We start from the raw sequence: 16691 nt of genomic DNA on the forward strand, positions 1-16691 counted from the left end.
AAGGGGAAATGGAGCTGTGGTTCAAAAAAGAGTTCGGGTTTCATTAAAAAACGGTTTACAAGCACGTCCGGCTGCGTTGTTTGTACAAGAGGCAAATCGCTTTCATGCAGATATCTTCATCGAGAAAGATGGAAAGACAGTAAATGCAAAGAGCATAATGGGGATTATGAGCTTAGCAATTGGAACTGGAAGCATGATAACAATTACAACAGAAGGTTCAGATGCAGAAGAGGCTTTAGAAGCATTAGCTGCATATGTACAATAAGAAGCTATCGCGTATATGCGATAGCTTTTTGTTTTTGCGGTTTACTTAAAGGGAGTTTTCGGGATAGGGGGTATGTAGGTGGTTTGTCCTTGTCGTAGATTGTCGGTAAATCGATATGTTGTGTCGAACCGTTGATATATTAAAAAAATCGTTGATATAATTTAAGTTTTGTTCGATATAATTGAAAAATCGTTGATATATTTAGAGGGATACTGGATGGGGTATGTGAGCGGGGAACAATATATAAAAGAAGCGCCCAATTATAGGGCGCTTCCACTTTTAGTTATATCCAGCTCCAGCGGCTAGAATCTCCGGTCGCTTCGCCCCTTCATTCGAGGCAAAAAGCGCCTCGGAATCAGGGGCTCCATCGCCCTGCGATTCTAAACGAGCCGCTTCCGCTTTTAAGTATTAACGATTTGTAAAGATCTTATCGATTAAACCGTATTCTAAAGCTTTTTCTGCTGTCATGAAGTTGTCGCGGTCTGTGTCGCGTTGTAGTACTTCAAGTGGTTGACCAGTGCGGTCAGCAAGAATTTGATTTAGTTTTTCACGTAAGAATAGGATACGTTTTGCAGCGATTTCGATTTCAGTCGCTTGACCTTGTGCTCCACCAAGTGGTTGGTGAATCATTACTTCACTGTTTGGAAGTGCATAACGTTTTCCTTTTTCACCTGCTGCAAGTAAGAAGGCACCCATAGATGCTGCCATACCGATACAGATTGTTGATACTTGTGGTTTAATAAACTGCATTGTATCATAGATTGCCATACCCGCTGTGATAGAACCACCAGGGCTGTTGATGTAGATGTGAATATCTTTTTCTGGATCTTGAGATTCCAAGAATAAAAGCTGGGAAACGATTGAGTTAGCTACGTTGTCATCAATTGCACTACCAAGCATAATGATGCGGTCTTTTAATAGTCGAGAGTAAATATCGTAAGCGCGTTCTCCACGATTTGTTTGTTCAATTACTGTAGGAATTAAATTCATCTGTTATTTCCTCCTTCTAAAGCTTTCTTAGTCTTATAATACAATTATGGTCAATAAAGGTCAAACGAAACCACTTTAAATCAAAAAAATATGTAGTTGTACCATGAAATATTCGCTATGTTTTCGAAATTCCCTGCTTATGTATCTTCAACATCATAACCGAATTACATAAATTTAAACGTTATGAAAACTGGAGAAAAAAAGAAAAGAACGCCTTTTAACTGAAGCGTTCTTTCGATAATTAGTCTTTTAAAAGATAGGTTACTTTATTTAAAATCTTTTCGATTTGTTTCGCGTTTTTACTATACATTTCGCTTGCTGATTTCGACTTTGTTTCTAAGGAAAATAGTTCAAGATCAGCATGACATTTTTTTAAAGATGCTAATAATAAAGGTTTGTTTTGAGGAGAAGGCATTTGGAGTTTGTCATTGTAAATGTCGATAGTAAGTTGTCCGTATGAATCCACTTGACCGAGAAAGACATTTTCAATAACAACACCGAGTTTTTCTAATTCTGAATGTAGCCAAGCGCGGTTATGTCCGCTTGCTGAAAGAGGTTCATCTAGTACATTTCCATCCATAATAACAGTTTGTGGTTCTTTCTCGTTTGGTACTTTTAAACCGATGTCTTTTGCAGTAAGTGGCTGAGAATCTTTCTTTAATAATACATTTAATTCTCCGCTCGGTTCTAAGACAGCAAATTCGACTTCAGCTATACTAAATGCACCATTTCCTCTAAGAAGTTCGAGTAACTCATCACTAGTATATTTTTCTTTCTTTAAATTATCCTCAAGTACTTTGCCATCTTTTATTAACACTGTAGATTTTCCTTCAAAAAAGTCTCTAGCAGTTTTGTTTTTTAAGGAAAGAATGCCAACGAAAAAAGGTACTGAGGCGAAAATAAGTATAGCGAAGACGCCATGGAAAAACTTTTGGTCAAGCCCTGTAGATATTTGAGCGGCGATATCACCGATTGTCATTCCTGCTATGTATTCGAAAAAGGAAAGCTGAGAAATTTGCCTTTTTCCTAAGCACTTTGTGATAGTGAATAAAATGATTAATATGAATACAGAGCGAATAATGACAAGTGTCCATTCCGGCAGGTGAGACATAGTCATTTCCTCCAGTCTACTTAAAACCCTTTATATTGAGGTTCTTCACGTTCCAATACTGAAACTCTATTTTGTAAATCAGCGATGATACTGTCCATTTCTAACATACATTCATGAAATATGCGTTTAGCTTCATCGTCTGTAGAATTTAGCGAAAGGGAACTTAAGCTTGCTTGAGCTCCTCTTACACTAGCAAGGCAAGTTTTAACGCTAGCGATAACAGTCATACAAACACTCCTTATCCTTTCGGTTTGAATAACAATGCTCCAATGAAGCCGAAAATAATAGCTGCGGATACGCCGGCGCTCGTTACTTTAAACATGCCTGTGATAACACCAACGATGCCATGTTTTGCAGCTTCTTCCATTGCGCCATGAACGAGAGCATTACCAAAGCTTGTAATAGGCACAGTTGCACCAGCTCCAGCGAAATCAATTAATGGTTCATACAAATTGAATCCATCTAATATAGCTCCGGCAACAACGAGTGTTGCCATTGTATGAGCTGGTGTAAGTTTTACAACATCAAACATAAGTTGTCCGATTACACATATGAGTCCGCCAATGACGAAAGCCCAGAAAAAAATCATTGCGTTGCACCTCCAAATTCAATCGAAACGGCGTGAGCGATACACGGAATCGTTTCTTCTTGTTGGAATGTAAGTGGAGATAGTAAAGCGCCTGTCGCAACGACAAGTATTTTTTTGAACTCTCCTCTTTTCATTCGGTTTAATAAATGACCATAAACGACTGTTGCGGAACATCCTGGTCCACTAGCACCAGCTATGACAGGCTGTCCTTCTCTATAAATGAGTAGCCCGCAATCTTGAAACTGTTCGCTCGTTACTTTTGTTCCGTGTTTATGTAGTAAGTCATAAGCAATTTCACGGCCTACATGTCCGAGATCGCCTGTTACAATTAAATCGTAGTAAGAGGCATCAATTTGACGTTCACGTAAATGAGCTTCAATTGTATCGACGGCAGCTGGAGCCATTGCACCTCCCATATTAAACGGATCTGTTAATCCCATATCAACCACTCGTCCGATTGTTGCAGATGTTACCCTAGGGCCGTGACCAGTATCGCTTAAAATAGCGGCCCCAGCACCGGTTACTGTCCACTGTGCGGTAGGTGGCTTTTGTCCACCATATTCGGTAGGATAGCGGAACTGTTTTTCTACAGCGGTGTTATGGCTTGATGCCCCGGTTAATAAATATTTTGCGCCTTTTGCATTTACGATACTTGCTCCAAGTGCTAAACCTTCCATAGAAGTAGAACAAGCCCCGAATAGCCCGAGATAAGGAGTGCCCAGTGTACGGCAAGCAAAGCTTGTAGGGGTAATTTGATTAATTAAATCTCCTGCAAGTACGAATTGAATATCATCTTTACGAAGTTTTGCTTTTTCAGTTGCGCGACTACAAGCTTCTTCGAATAAAATTTTATGTGCTTTTTCATAGGAATCTTGTCCGAGCCATAAATCTTCATGGAGGGTATCGAAGTCTTCTGGGATTTTCCCTTTTGCTTCAAATGGCCCCCCAACGACTCCTGTCGAAATAATAACTGGTTTGTTTTCAAATACCCACGTTCGGTGCCCTTGTAACATTTATAGCCCTCCCCATTGAACGAGAATCGTTTTAATAAGTGCGATGACGAAAGCAGAAAATACACCAAATAAAATAACAGAACCAGCTAATTTGAACATGTTACCACCAACGCCGAGTACAAATCCTTCCGTTCGGTGTTCGATACATGCGGCAATAACAGAGTTACCAAATCCAGTAACAGGTACAGCTGTACCAGCACCGGCAAACTGCCCAAAACGATCGTATATACCAAATCCAGTTAGTAACATAGAAATAAAAATAAGAGTTGCGACGGTTGGATTTCCTGCCGAACGTTCAGTGAAATCGAAATAAGTAATATAAAAAGTAGAGATTAGTTGTCCTATGAAGCAAATAAAACCACCGACGAAAAAGGCTTTTATACAATTTTTTAAGACAGGTCGTTTCGGTTCGCGTTCTTGTTCGAATTTTTTATACTCCTGTTGTACAGGGGTTAAGTTTTTATCTTTACTAGACATTGCAATCCTTCCTTTTCTTTTAAAAAGCGTTAAGTGTTAGACTCCATTTTTTTGCCGATGAATTTTAATTGCTTATTAATTTCATCTTTAGATACTTCTTTTTTCTTAATTTTGTTTTCAAGTTTTTCGAGTAACATAAAGATTTTTTTATCTGTACTTACACGAACATCGAAAGTGGGGTATTCATCACTTAATTGCTTTTGAAGTTTGCTGCGCAGCGGTTTTAATCCAAACCTTTCGTGATGCTCAGGTGTAACTGCTATGTAGAGATCTAAATTTGAATTCACTGCTGTGCTTTTTATAATTTCATCCATAGCGAGAGCCCTTTTCTTCGCTCCTTGTGATATAGATTGATTAAAGGATTCCGTACTCGTCTTTGTTAACTTTGGACCTTTTTCTTTCTCCGTTCGTTTTGCTTCTTCTTTCACTTTTTTATCTAAAGGACTATTATTACATCCGGTAAAAGAGCTAAATAGAAGTGCAAATAATGCGGTTATGAGGCCGAGTTTTCGCATAATTATCATTCCATTTCTATTGCAATATGTAATGTGATAGAAAAAGGATGACTGCATATCATCCTTTTTCTATTTCACAGCAAGACGGATGCGTTATTGCTGTGAGTATTGTGGTTCTTCTTGTTGGACTTCTTCAACGCGTGGGTTTAAAGAATCGATAATCGTTTGTGTTTGCTGCGCAGCTGTTTGGAAAAGTTGCTTAGCTTGTTGGTTATCCGTATCAAGAGCGAATCCCTCTAAGCTAGCTTGTGCACTTTTTAATCCAGAAACAGTTTGCTTTAATTTTGTAATTACAGTCATTGAATGAAGCCCCCTTTGGAATATCAATTCATAGGTTATAATTTGTGAGTTGGGGTGAATTTATGATTGGAAAATTTAGGGGTGGAATAGATTTTATATGATTTTAGCTAAGATGCATAAGGTATTACGGGGATATTTTTATTGATTTAGATGGATTTTATTGCTATTATTATGAGAAGAAAATGAAGTGTTTTCTATAATCATGCGCCCATAGCTCAGTCGGATAGAGCGGTGGTTTCCGGTACCACGTCTGGTATGGATAAGGAAGCTAATCGAGGGTTATGCGCTATATAAAGCCGTTTGGTATTGTTTTTAACGCTTAACTTGAGCGAGAACAAACCGCAATTGTCCCACGAAGGCATTAGCGAGTTAGTGTCGCATAGTTAGGACATGCTACGGACTGTTAAATGAGAATAATGATAATATATTTACGGAGAGCTTCCGTCTGAAAAAATTCAGATAGGGGGCTCTTTTTTATTATGTTAAAAAACAGACGAGTTGTAAAAAGACGAAGAGAAATAGTTGATTTTATCGATACTACCGAAGAATTAAGCACAGAAACGGTGATAAGAATTGTTACGCAGGCATTTCAAGCGGAAGGATTCAGGAAGCGTACCATCGATGATTACACAAAGCTTTTTCATTATTTTATGCGAGAGTTAAACATCGATAAGGTCGAGATTATTACCGCAAAGCACGTCCGAATGTATATTAATAAATTACTTAGTCGGGAATTAGCTCCCGCTACAATAAATATTCGCATATCAGCATTGAAATCGGTTTTTAAGCGACTACATGAACAGGGATATATCAAAAGTAATCCTGCGGTGGACTTCGTGAAATTGCGTACTGATGAAGCGCCGATTTTTACGCTAAATAATAATCAAATCAAGCGTCTCTTTCGTGTTGTAGATAAGACTACCTACGCAGGTTATAGAGATTACTGTGCTATGTTGCTTATGTTACATTGTGGTCTACGTGTGAATGAGGTTAATCAGTTAGAGGCTAATGATTTAGATTTTGATAATCTTACAATTATGTTATCAGGGGCTAAGAATAAGAATCGAAAAACTAGAGCCGTTCCTATGACGAAGAAAATAGCAGAAGAGTTGCGAATGCTTATCGATGAAAGTCGGGAGTATTTTGAAGGCACTACAAATGTTTTCCTAACGCAAGATGGAAATTCGATAGATAATGATTTGTTGCGTAAGCGTATGTATCGCTATGGACAGTTAGCAGGGCTTTCAAAAGAATGCCGTCCATCACCGCATAGTTTGCGTCATACTTTTGCTACGAACTTTTTGCGAAATGGTGGAAGTGTTAACGCACTAATGCGAATTATGGGGCATGCGGACATTACAACAACTATGCGATATGTTCGTTTAAACGACGAAGCAGTAAAAGAACAATACGAGAAAGTAGCCGCCAAGAACGACTACGGAGTATAACAACGAAAAAAGCCTCCAACCGCCATTGGAGACTCAAAACTATACATATCGAAACTAAATAACGGACAAGCCGTATCAGTCCGACCATCTACTTTGCATTCTATCGGAAAAATTCGAAGATTGCAAGGCGTCTTTAGTAATGTCTTTTTTAGGTACTGATGCGGTAAGTCAAAAAGCGGAAGCCGTACCGCTTAAAAAACGTAAAAGGTGAGCGAGAGCCGACGCAAATAAATCAGCGCTATACAACCAACATGTATCCCCTTCCGCATGCGTATAGGCTAGGTGATTGCGACCATTAACGGCAAGGAGTGGCAATACGTTGTTCTAAGGAACAGGGTGTATTATCGGGCTTAATCGTAAGATTGGGCGCATATTGGGACGTATGGATATGAGATAGTGTGTGCGAAAGTGCAGGGACGGAAGGGGCGTTACTACGATACACTACAAGCGATCCGACGCTAGTAAAACGCCTTACCCCTTATTTGCATAGATACTACGAAATTATGACAAAGTTTAAACGTTTTGTTATTTTTTATCGATGCGAATAGGGGTGAAAACTGCGCCCAACTCAACCTAGCTTCGCTCACCTCGGCTAGTCGCCGTCCACCGATTGTCAATAGCATAAATTCGATATTGAACGCCACTAGCGGAAGTGAGTTGAATATCGGAGGGTACAGGTGCTATACGAGGTGGAAGACTTACGTATGGAAAGCAGACTTACTATAAGACAATACGCAAATAAAGGCGAAGACATAAACGAAACATTAAATAGAATAGCGATACTAGCTAAAGAAGAAGTGGAAGATTATTACACTGGAATATGCGATAATAAGTATGTAGAAAAAATTGAAGCGCACTACATACCGTTAATAGAGCGCCTAGCCAACGATAACTGGCATAAGATGAATAACGAAGTACACTTTATAGACGATTGTTTCCGTAGAATAAGATATGCGATTAGAACGTTTGATATAAATAAGGGCGATTTCGATAAGAGAGTTAAGAGTTTTATTTATCAAGCATTACGTAAATATTGCGGAGAAAGAGGACGGAGAAGAACGGTATTAACACTTTTAAGTGATATTAACGTACTTGAAACGCTAGAGGATTGTGCAGAAAATGCGGAAGAGAAAGCGATCTGTAATATAATGACTAACCGAGATACTTACGCAAAGCTATATGAAAACATATGCAAGAAGAAAATAGATTTTATTGTACTAGATACTATGATACATACGGCAGAGAATAACGAAAAGGTTACAGAGGTTGCAATTTCTAGAGCATTATCGAAGAAGACGGGGCGATCATTTGATTCCGCTAGAAGTACGGTGAGAGGATTTAAGCAGAGAATCCGAAAAAGAAATATTAGAAAGGAAGATAGGGCGTGAAGGATAGAAAGAAAGAGAAAAATATAAGGGCGAACCTGTTAATAGTTGCATTTGTATTGCTGGTTGTTACAAAGATAATCGGAAACGCCATTATAGGTGGACTAGCAGTATTGTTTGCGATGGCGGTAGTCGCATCGGTTATTACTGCTAGGATTGCAGAGTTTATGCGGAAGAGGAAGGAAAAAGAGGACTTATAAAGGTTCGAAGAAAGAAGGGGAATTATTATGAAGTCATTTAAGAAAGTAGTTTTATTAGGTGTGGCGACAACGTCAATCTTTAGTGCTTGCTCTACGAAAGAAAAAGCGGACTATGAGCCATATAAGGAACACGAATCTGTTGAAACTGCGCAAGAAAAAGAGGGAACATCCAATCCAACTAAGGTCGAGAAGGTTGAGGAAGAGCCTACGAAGGATGGAAAGCCACAACAATTGGAGGAATCAACGAAGGAGGATGCGGAGGTTAACGACAGACGTCCGTATTATAAAGATGCGAATAATGATGCACCAACCGTTTCGTTAGAACAGTATGACGGAATTAAAGTCGGAATGTCCGCGAACAAAGTTAAAGAGATAGCGGGTGCGCCTAGATTTATCGAGAAATATAAGTCGTTCTCTATCTACGGATATTTAGGGCATGGTGGAGAAGGTTCGATGACTATAACGTTTAACCCTGATGGAAGTGTAACGAAGAAAGAGCAAGATGGTCTTAGAAATAATGCGGTTAAAGATGCAAAAGCTAACGAAGACCGTGCGACAGGTAATGGTGACCGTAATTCTAAACCTGCTACGAAATCTAGTACTAAAATTCCGAACGATTATTGCGGACACGGACACGATGAAACGAAGGAACCAGAGCATGACTGCGAAAAGATTATTGATAAAGAGGCTCATAGAAGACATCTGGAACAACAGGAAAGAGAATATGAAGAACAACAACGCGAGGAAGCGAAGAAATACCAATCTGAATTGTCCGAAGAAGATAAGGCGAGAATCTTGCGTCAAGAAAAACGATGGAATACGCCTAGCGGTGGCATTGGTGATAAGTGGCAAGATGAATTAAAAGAAATGGAAGAGAAGGAGGGATGATAAATAGCCCCCCCCCTTTTTTTGCACGCGGATTATTTGTTAAATCTTTATTAGTGGTCCCGCCACATGCCCATCAAGTATTATAAGTACTTATCTTCATTCGAAATTAATTTTCAATTAGGATATTTTATATTTGCAAATAGGTCTTTTTCTCCATCTTTAGATATTACAAAACGTGCTTCATATTTTTTAAATTCTTCATAGAGCTTAATTCTGTCTTGTTCATATTCGTTAAAATCATCCACAAATTTCTTATCTTGTCCTAATATATCTAAAAGTTCAAAAATTGAAGTCTCCACATCAGATATATATTCATTAACTTGAGGTGTCGATATTTTCTGCTCACTTGGTCTATGTACCAATGAATTCCTTATTTCTACACCTTTTTGTATTGATTTGAGTTTTGAACATTTTTTTCCAGTAATAGATTCCAACATTTTTCCATACATTTTATACAGTGGCGGAGATGGCATTTCTAACACAATGAAGTTTAATTTTTCATCGTAATTCATATAAAATTCTTTAACAGCTAATTCAGCAGCAATCGTAGCGTTAATCCATTTAATTTCATTTTCTTCTTCATTCTTAGCTTTTATTAAATACTTAAAAGCTATAAAAGGTAATCTTTCATTATTTAACTGTCTCTGTATATAATCCTTTCTTTCTTGAGTTAGATTATAAGACTGTTTAAATATAATATGTGCTTCTAAATCAATAGGACCTTTTTTCCAAGTTTTTTGATCAATACTAAATGTATTTGTCGCTGCATTTGTTAACCTGCCATTATGGTTGATAAACAATGTTAGATGAATCCAATTTGTTAAATCATCAATTGCTGAAGATAATGGCGACCATAAATCTTTGATTATCATAATTACATCATCGGAAACCGTTTTTTTCATACATTTAATATTCGCATGTTCTTCTAAAAGTGCCTTTACTACACGGTTAGGAACCGCTCTTGTTTGAAATGCTATAAATTTACCTTCGTTAACATCCAGTTCTATTTTAATATCACCATATGAAAATGAAAAATCCTCAAGTTCTTCAGATATACATAATTCAAACAATAGTTTTTGTTCAGCCCTAAGATAAATAATTTTCTCTTCATCATCCATAGTTTTGCAACAGTTTTTATACTTTTTTCCACTTCCACAAGGACATTTCATATTACTAGTAAGTTTCAATAGTAATTCCCCCTTCTTTCCACTTCCTATTTTCACGCCATACATATATCAATATATCCATACTTTTATTATACAACACATTAACGTACAATCTCCTTTTTGGATATGATCCCGCGGAAAGTAAAAGCGAAATAGCTAGAAGGTTAGAGAAGAAAACGGGGAAGACGTTTGACGGTGCCATGACTGCGGTGCGTTCGCTTGTTAGGCGAAAGAGGGCGGTATGGGTTGGTACATAAAGGGGGATTAGGTGGATTGGTGAACTGAGCGGATCAGTACAAGACGCGGCAGAGGTCGGAAAATGTTAGCGAACGGAACCCGACTATACCACCAGCCGCATAAGATTGACGAACGAAGGGGGTGGAGTTCGCTTGAAGCGAATTTTTTAGCTTAACTCGCTTGTAACTGGACTCTAGGTTAAGTTATAATGTTGCTATAAGGATACTAAAAGTATCCATTATGATAAAAAAGTTAGCACAATGATCCTGATGGCGGAGGGATGAAAGTCGCTTTCGGGGATACATGAGTTCACTTAAAGTTAACTGTTAGATTATTTTTTTTTATCTTTATGTTGCCTAAGGGACAACAATGAGCTAAATGTTCTCAAAATGAGAACTTTGCATACCTAATTAGTAGACTACAGGTTTATAAGTAATATTCTGCATTAGATGTGGAATACTATATAAAGAAAAAAAGTCTCTCAAGTGCTACCAACACTGAAAGACTTTAAATAAAAAAATATTACTTCTTTCCTTTGCTCATGTTAATCATTCCCATAACAACCATGAGTAAAGAGCAAACCGCAGTAACGGTGATTGCATCCATATGTATTCACCACCTTACGAAGCTTGTCGTACTACCAATACGACGGGCTTTTTTCGTATATTCGTATTATAACCCATCTTGGTTATAGATTCCAAAAGTTATTTTCTATACAAAAAACTAAGTCTTTATTTTGAAACTATCAAGAATAAATCTAAAGTAATCATGAGTTGTTGGATCTTGAAGTGTGTGAAATGTTATAATAGTTTTCTAACACTTCTAATAGCGGTTGTACGTCTAACAGAAGCGGTCTATGTAGTTGTGGAAATTCTGCATAGGCTATGTAGTTGTGTTTGAGCGTTCTCTCACGTTGAATATATCGCAGCTCCTTTTTATTTATATAATATATCGTATAATTAGAATGTAAGTGTTAATGTAAACTCTTGTAATATTTTTGATGAAACGGCGAATCCCTTGCGAGAGTAAGGTTTACGGTGGTTTATGACTAGTGAAGATAGTTACACCCGTTTACGTATATACGACCTCATAGGGATTGGTACACTTCGCTACATTTCGGTAGTGATCGCTAGTGATTTATGATAGATTGCGTATAGTAATCGTTGTACATCGATACTTATGTGTAGTACTTTGTGTAGATTTGTAGTTATCGCTATACATCAGCAGAAGCTGATTGTGGAGGTCTATTCGAAATTTCAGGGGGTGAAGAAATCAGCGCATAATAAAAAGACACCGACCTATTCTGCCGATGCTTCTTGCTGGTCACGTTGCTTTCTAGCGAATCGTTGTAGCGTACTCATGCTAATACCCGTTGCTTCCGATAGCTGGCGGAATGAGTAGCCCATTTTCTCTTTCATACGCATAGCTTCGACTAGTTTTTTATCTGAATGCGACTTCGGGCGACCTTCCTTGTAATTTGGATTCTGTCTAGCTACTATTTTACCTTCCTGCGTTCTTTCTAAGATTAGGTTACGCTCCATTTCTGCGACTGCTAATAACGTTTGTAAGAAGAAACGCCCCATTGTCGTATCTTCTAGTAGTCCTACGTTGAGAACGTGAACCCTTATACCTCTCTTGAATAGCGCTTCAATTATCTCGATACCTTCCTTTGTATTACGTGCAAGGCGATCTAGCTTTGTTACTGTCAGTGTATCTCCTTCGCTTAATATTGCGAGTACTTTCGATAGTTCGGGGCGGTCTGTCGTCGTTCCTGTGAACTTTTCCGAATAAATGATATCGCATCCTTCTGCTTTTAACGTTTGTAATTGTGATTCTAAATCTTGAGTTACCGTTGAGACACGAGCGTATCCATATTTCATAATTAATCCGTCCTTTCTGCGCCATCACTTTTGACATAAAGTTATGACATGACAAGATGATGCTATATTACTACATTTTAAAATCTGTGTCAAATCTCGAGAGTTATGACATAAATATAATGACATTGCATCAATTACCCACGGATTTATACGCATAGAAATACCCCGCTATATGTTTTATATTTTCACAAGTCTGCACATCATTCGACAATAGCCCGCACCATACTACCAAACTACTAATACCTAATCGCAATACTCTGACGCATATAGCCCGTCATACCACACGGACACAGAGCGTGCCACACAGGCTCATATAGGCGTTTCTATCTGCGTATGTATTGTAAGTATTCTAAGTAATTAACGGCTCGTTTGCGGTGCTCTAGACGTTACTAAATGACGACCTATTCCATAATACACCGCGCCAATAACACGCACACCATATCGTACTATCAGGTATCGCTATACTGCATCGTACATCACGTAAGTACTGTGCGTTAGTGTTTACGCTAAGTGTTCGAAAGGGCTAGCGAAAAAGATTCTATTAATCTGTTCTCGAAAAGAGCTCAGAAAGTTTTCGAAGCGTTATTCGAAAGTGATCGCTTTCTTTTATTCATCCTTTCATTCACTCATTCCGATTCTTGTTGCGCATTCAAAACGTTATTAAATCAACGTTTCTTTTAATGCATAAAAGTTTATTCGAAATGAATGTGCGAAGAAACTTCGAAGAAAGCTTTTAAATCAACGTTTTCAAAGAACTTTCGAAAGTAACAAAAAGTCCTTCCGTTGCATTCATTATTCATCGAAATGAATGACGTATTCACCAATCCAGTCGCCCATTCCTCAAAAACTCGTGACCCCCCAACCTGCATGGCTACAGCCCCTTATGCAGTCCCCTAAAAAAAGTATGCATAATTTTCAACTCAAGGGGTTATTCACATGAGAGGTCTACCTATCATAGCCCAACCGCTCACTAACTAAATTTATAAAGAACTATAGTCAATATAAATCTTATACTGCGTAAAGATACGCAGAAAGAATGTAAGGTATATATGCTCTTTTATACGAGTGCTGTGCCCCTATATCAGTGTAAGGCAATCACGCATAACTAACATTGGTGACGGTTCCCCACCGTCCCTCTTTCTTTTGTTAAAGGATATCTTCACTTCACTTCGTTCTGCTCCGAGTGTTCGCACTTCACTGCTCTCACTATCAACTATATTACTGCGTTATTTATTAAAGAGATTATCGCATTCTGCATAAACAATACTGGGAGCGCTAGCGAATCAGTGGAAGCACGTGTCTTTGTGCGTACCATATCAGTTAGGTGTCTATTATTTAATGGTAGTTGATGCGTAATGCAAATGTACTTAATCAACCCAGATAACAGAAGGGATTTTATACAAAAAACAGCTGTATCAGTTGGGGGAGTAAGGATGAAGGGCGTTTTCTTATGTGCAAAAAAAGTGTGTAAATAGGTTGTTTATGTGCAAAAAAAGTGTGTAGTATTTACAGCGGTTACGTCCCCGAAATCTCCTTGCATTTATGGTATATGCAAAATTGATAAAAGAAGTAATAAGATATGCAAATAAAAGAGCATTAGATGCCCCTTATATATCGAGGAAGTAAATTTCCATCACCAACATAACGAAAAGGGGCGGGTTATTATGACTACACTAAACGGAATTACAGAACTAGTAACGACAGATGGTGAATTATTATCGATAGAAGAATTAAGAACGCAAATCATCGCAGAACACGAAGCGATTAAAACATCCCAACGTGATGCAATTCTAGCGAAGAGAGAACGAGAATTACGACGTGAAAAAGATAAGCGGACATTCTATAAAGTTGCACGTAAGATTGTCAGTACTAACGACACATTAAAAAGCGCAGATTTAGGCGTCGTATTGCGATTGATGCAACATCTATATTACGGAAATGATGGATTGCTTTCTAACGATAGTGGTCGCAATGGTGAGAATCCAGCAACTGTTGCGAATATGATGAAGTCACTAGGAAAGAGTCGTCGAGGATTAGTAAACGTTCTTGATCGCTTGGAGCACGCAGGTATTATCGAAGTAGATAGAAGTAGGAAAACAGCTAAGTATTATATTAACGAAGAACTAATCGCATGCGGGAAGGGTGTTAACATGGAAAAGGATTTCGTAAAGGTCTATAAGACCCACACAAGCAAGGTATTAGGCAGACTAACGGATACCGAAGCGGGCATCATCTTTAAATTAATGCCGTACATTCACGTAAGTACGTACATGCTGGTCGAGAACCCTGACGAAATGGATTTATCGAAAGTTAAGCATCTTCCAGTCGCAAGATTAGCAGAAATCGTAGGGCTAGAATATAAGTCATTCACAAATAAGTTACGTGGAATCGTGAGGAAAGGCGCACTTGCTAAAATCTCATGTGGAATCACGTCATTAAAGGGCGATGCATATGCGTTGAATCCTCGTATTGTTGACCGTGGATATATTAGCGAGGTAACGGATGCGTTAACTGGAATCTTCGATACATTAGAAGAACGAGTATCATCGAAATAATAATCTGGAGGGCTTTGGCTCTCCTATTATTTTTTAAATAAATTAAAGAACTTTGCGTTAGGTATGCAAATAAAAGGGCGTTAGATGCCGATATGTAAAGAAGGAGACCATACAAAATATATGGTTTATTACTAACTTAACTTTGCTCTGTGTTCACCTGCACTGAGCTGACAATGTGAGAGGGATAGGTACGCACACCCTGTCTCTCTACCTCCATTTTAACTTTCTACCATATCAAATATATGGTAGAAATATCAATCAATTAAATATAAGGAGTTGATAGAGAGTGAGCGAAACAGCTAAACGAGCAAATGCGAGCAGGATACGTCTTATCAGAAAAATTCTTGGTATGACCCAAAAGGAGTTCGCAAAGGAATTTGGAGTACAACCACTTGCAGTAACTCGATGGGAAAATGCACAACAAGTACCTAATGAGTACCGAATGCGTAAAATGGAACAATTAATCGGTAGTAATAACTTATATAAGCTAGACATTCTTATTAGGGATATAGCGACAAAAGGGGCAAGACAGGCGGTATCATCAGAAATTAAAAAGCTGAAACAGGAGGGGAGCGATCACGATGACTAAGGCAACTAATGTAAATAAACCTATTGTTGTAACTAATATTCATAAATTATACGGTAAAGAGTTTCTAGTATCGTATGTCTACGACTTTGGAAAACAGGTAGCTGAATTCGTAGTACCAGTCGATGAAGTGCGTCATTTACCAACACAATTCCGAGAGTACGTACATAAGAACTGCAAGGCGCATAATCCAGCGTTTGACCTACTTACCTGCACCGAAGAAATATTCAAAATGTGCATCAATGAAACAGATATCTCACAGTTCTTCAAACATGAGTCGGAAGTTAGCGAAACATTCCGCACAATGGAACATCCGAAAGTTATTAATGCGTTATGTAGTATTTACGAATTAGTACCCCCTGAAGAAATACCAAAGAAGAAAGTATCTAAAGCAGAGAAATTCTTCATTAAAGTATTAAACAAAGTAGCAGAAACTCTTAATAAACTGACTAAATTAATCAAAGGAGATGTTAAGTAATGGAATTATTAAGGTGGGAATTATTAGATGAGTTCAAGGCGCAAGATAACAAGGCATTAGAATTTCAGCGAAAGTATAAGGAGAAATTAGAAGATGAAAAAAAGAAAGCGAGAGAAGCGGTCGAGAATTATGAAGCCATCTTATTGAAAGAGTTCGCAGGCGAAAACGTAGCTACTGCGAAAAAGAAAGTATTAGTAGATATCGAAAAGGCAAATGAAGCGGTTAAAGTCGCTGAAGAAGAACGTATTAAAGCGGTTGATTACGCTAATAAAAATCTCACTGGTTCGATTACAGCGGATGACCTACATGATGACTTCATACGTTTTTGTGGTGAAGTCCGAGAGAAGATGCTACAACCGATCCTTGACCGACAACGAAAAGCGTTAGCTGATTACTACCAAGCGCTTGCTGACCACTACATGTTAAGCGATGCCTATAAGGATGAGTGTGAGACTATTAATCAACTAACACGAAAGCGTAAGGGAAGCATGAGAGTATCTCATAGACCAACTGAAGTATATAGGGATGCGATTCTGCCAAAGGATGCCGATTTAGAGTTCGTTAGAATTAGTAAAGAAGTACCAACACACTTGCAGGGGGGAGAATAA

General features: G+C 38.2%; 19 protein-coding genes. 9 read left to right on the plus strand and 10 right to left on the minus strand.

What is annotated here, in order from left to right; all coding sequences use genetic code 11:
* The first annotated feature begins 16 nt into the window (after positions 1-16).
* Entirely contained in the window at positions 17-265 is a 249-nt protein-coding gene (locus MR143_RS07165) for an HPr family phosphocarrier protein (RefSeq protein ID WP_000250310.1), read from the plus strand.
* Between the two features lie 408 nt (positions 266-673).
* Here MR143_RS07165 and clpP read toward each other — a convergent pair whose 3' ends face one another.
* The 8 genes from clpP to MR143_RS07205 form a co-directional block, all read right to left on the minus strand.
* On the minus strand, positions 674-1255 hold the full coding sequence (gene clpP, locus MR143_RS07170; protein WP_001049162.1) for an ATP-dependent Clp endopeptidase proteolytic subunit ClpP: 582 nt from the start codon (positions 1253-1255) through the stop codon (positions 674-676).
* A 241-nt stretch (positions 1256-1496) separates the two neighbouring features.
* On the minus strand, positions 1497-2366 hold the full coding sequence (locus tag MR143_RS07175) for a DUF421 domain-containing protein (RefSeq protein WP_000018892.1): 870 nt from the start codon (positions 2364-2366) through the stop codon (positions 1497-1499).
* A gap of 20 nt (positions 2367-2386) precedes the next feature.
* Positions 2387-2593: a DUF1657 domain-containing protein gene (locus MR143_RS07180; protein ID WP_000215912.1), complete on the minus strand. Its 207-nt coding sequence runs from the start codon at positions 2591-2593 to the stop codon at positions 2387-2389.
* Positions 2594-2604: 11 nt separating this feature from the next.
* Positions 2605-2955: a stage V sporulation protein AE gene (gene spoVAE / locus MR143_RS07185; protein ID WP_000575924.1), complete on the minus strand. Its 351-nt coding sequence runs from the start codon at positions 2953-2955 to the stop codon at positions 2605-2607.
* Positions 2952-3968 carry a stage V sporulation protein AD gene (gene spoVAD, locus MR143_RS07190; RefSeq protein ID WP_000938963.1) on the minus strand — a complete coding sequence of 339 codons (1017 nt, stop codon included), beginning with the start codon at positions 3966-3968 and terminating at the stop codon, positions 2952-2954. Before spoVAD ends, spoVAE begins: the two co-directional genes overlap by 4 nt.
* Complete coding sequence (gene spoVAC / locus MR143_RS07195; protein ID WP_000095399.1) at positions 3969-4445, minus strand: stage V sporulation protein AC; 477 nt, start codon at positions 4443-4445, stop codon at positions 3969-3971. It lies immediately after the preceding gene.
* A gap of 29 nt (positions 4446-4474) precedes the next feature.
* Positions 4475-4960 carry a YhcN/YlaJ family sporulation lipoprotein gene (locus MR143_RS07200; protein ID WP_001228550.1) on the minus strand — a complete coding sequence of 162 codons (486 nt, stop codon included), beginning with the start codon at positions 4958-4960 and terminating at the stop codon, positions 4475-4477.
* Between the two features lie 93 nt (positions 4961-5053).
* Positions 5054-5260 (minus strand): DUF1657 domain-containing protein, encoded by a 207-nt coding sequence (locus MR143_RS07205; RefSeq protein WP_000216166.1) that lies wholly within the window; start codon positions 5258-5260, stop codon positions 5054-5056.
* Positions 5261-5739: 479 nt separating this feature from the next.
* On the opposite strand from MR143_RS07205, the gene MR143_RS33140 reads away from it, so the two are divergent.
* From MR143_RS33140 to MR143_RS07230, 4 genes are all read left to right on the plus strand, one after another.
* Complete coding sequence (locus tag MR143_RS33140; protein ID WP_308218761.1) at positions 5740-6708, plus strand: tyrosine-type recombinase/integrase; 969 nt, start codon at positions 5740-5742, stop codon at positions 6706-6708.
* A 704-nt stretch (positions 6709-7412) separates the two neighbouring features.
* A complete protein-coding gene (locus tag MR143_RS07220) occupies positions 7413-8096 on the plus strand; it encodes a hypothetical protein (RefSeq protein WP_242280699.1) in 684 nt (227 codons plus the stop codon).
* Positions 8093-8293 (plus strand): hypothetical protein, encoded by a 201-nt coding sequence (locus MR143_RS07225; RefSeq protein WP_242280683.1) that lies wholly within the window; start codon positions 8093-8095, stop codon positions 8291-8293. Before MR143_RS07220 ends, MR143_RS07225 begins: the two co-directional genes overlap by 4 nt.
* A gap of 27 nt (positions 8294-8320) precedes the next feature.
* Positions 8321-9181: a hypothetical protein gene (locus MR143_RS07230; RefSeq protein ID WP_242280684.1), complete on the plus strand. Its 861-nt coding sequence runs from the start codon at positions 8321-8323 to the stop codon at positions 9179-9181.
* Between the two features lie 113 nt (positions 9182-9294).
* On the opposite strand, the gene MR143_RS07235 is transcribed toward MR143_RS07230, so the two are convergent.
* The gene (locus MR143_RS07235; protein ID WP_242280685.1) at positions 9295-10368 is read right to left on the minus strand and encodes an SEC-C domain-containing protein; all 1074 of its coding nucleotides are present in this window, start codon (positions 10366-10368) and stop codon (positions 9295-9297) included.
* A gap of 1514 nt (positions 10369-11882) precedes the next feature.
* On the minus strand, positions 11883-12464 hold the full coding sequence (locus MR143_RS07240) for a recombinase family protein (protein ID WP_098279853.1): 582 nt from the start codon (positions 12462-12464) through the stop codon (positions 11883-11885).
* 1664 nt (positions 12465-14128) lie between these two features.
* Here MR143_RS07240 and MR143_RS07245 point away from each other — a divergent pair.
* The 4 genes from MR143_RS07245 to MR143_RS07260 all read left to right on the plus strand — a co-directional run bounded on the left by MR143_RS07245 (position 14129) and on the right by MR143_RS07260 (position 16691).
* Positions 14129-15019, plus strand: a complete 891-nt coding sequence (locus tag MR143_RS07245) for a hypothetical protein (protein ID WP_242280686.1) — start codon at positions 14129-14131, stop codon at positions 15017-15019.
* A gap of 286 nt (positions 15020-15305) precedes the next feature.
* Complete coding sequence (locus MR143_RS07250; protein ID WP_242280687.1) at positions 15306-15608, plus strand: helix-turn-helix domain-containing protein; 303 nt, start codon at positions 15306-15308, stop codon at positions 15606-15608.
* A complete protein-coding gene (locus MR143_RS07255; RefSeq protein ID WP_242280688.1) occupies positions 15601-16083 on the plus strand; it encodes a hypothetical protein in 483 nt (160 codons plus the stop codon). Before MR143_RS07250 ends, MR143_RS07255 begins: the two co-directional genes overlap by 8 nt.
* Positions 16083-16691 (plus strand): hypothetical protein, encoded by a 609-nt coding sequence (locus tag MR143_RS07260; protein WP_242280689.1) that lies wholly within the window; start codon positions 16083-16085, stop codon positions 16689-16691. The genes MR143_RS07255 and MR143_RS07260 overlap by 1 nt, the downstream gene beginning before the upstream one ends.

The organism is Bacillus cereus group sp. BfR-BA-01347, assembly GCF_022663835.1.
Taxonomy (GTDB): Bacteria; Bacillota; Bacilli; order Bacillales; family Bacillaceae_G; genus Bacillus_A; species Bacillus_A thuringiensis_K.

Coding starts and splice junctions, on each gene's coding strand:
- clpP (WP_001049162.1), bottom strand. CDS start 1,255: ATGAATTTAATTCCTACAGTAATTGAACAAACAAATCGTGGAGAACGC.
- MR143_RS07175 (WP_000018892.1), bottom strand. CDS start 2,366: ATGTCTCACCTGCCGGAATGGACACTTGTCATTATTCGCTCTGTATTC.
- MR143_RS07180 (WP_000215912.1), bottom strand. CDS start 2,593: ATGACTGTTATCGCTAGCGTTAAAACTTGCCTTGCTAGTGTAAGAGGA.
- spoVAE (WP_000575924.1), bottom strand. CDS start 2,955: ATGATTTTTTTCTGGGCTTTCGTCATTGGCGGACTCATATGTGTAATC.
- spoVAD (WP_000938963.1), bottom strand. CDS start 3,968: ATGTTACAAGGGCACCGAACGTGGGTATTTGAAAACAAACCAGTTATT.
- spoVAC (WP_000095399.1), bottom strand. CDS start 4,445: ATGTCTAGTAAAGATAAAAACTTAACCCCTGTACAACAGGAGTATAAA.
- MR143_RS07200 (WP_001228550.1), bottom strand. CDS start 4,960: ATGCGAAAACTCGGCCTCATAACCGCATTATTTGCACTTCTATTTAGC.
- MR143_RS07205 (WP_000216166.1), bottom strand. CDS start 5,260: ATGACTGTAATTACAAAATTAAAGCAAACTGTTTCTGGATTAAAAAGT.
- MR143_RS33140 (WP_308218761.1), top strand. CDS start 5,740: ATGTTAAAAAACAGACGAGTTGTAAAAAGACGAAGAGAAATAGTTGAT.
- MR143_RS07220 (WP_242280699.1), top strand. CDS start 7,413: ATGGAAAGCAGACTTACTATAAGACAATACGCAAATAAAGGCGAAGAC.
- MR143_RS07230 (WP_242280684.1), top strand. CDS start 8,321: ATGAAGTCATTTAAGAAAGTAGTTTTATTAGGTGTGGCGACAACGTCA.
- MR143_RS07240 (WP_098279853.1), bottom strand. CDS start 12,464: ATGAAATATGGATACGCTCGTGTCTCAACGGTAACTCAAGATTTAGAA.
- MR143_RS07245 (WP_242280686.1), top strand. CDS start 14,129: ATGACTACACTAAACGGAATTACAGAACTAGTAACGACAGATGGTGAA.
- MR143_RS07255 (WP_242280688.1), top strand. CDS start 15,601: ATGACTAAGGCAACTAATGTAAATAAACCTATTGTTGTAACTAATATT.
- MR143_RS07260 (WP_242280689.1), top strand. CDS start 16,083: ATGGAATTATTAAGGTGGGAATTATTAGATGAGTTCAAGGCGCAAGAT.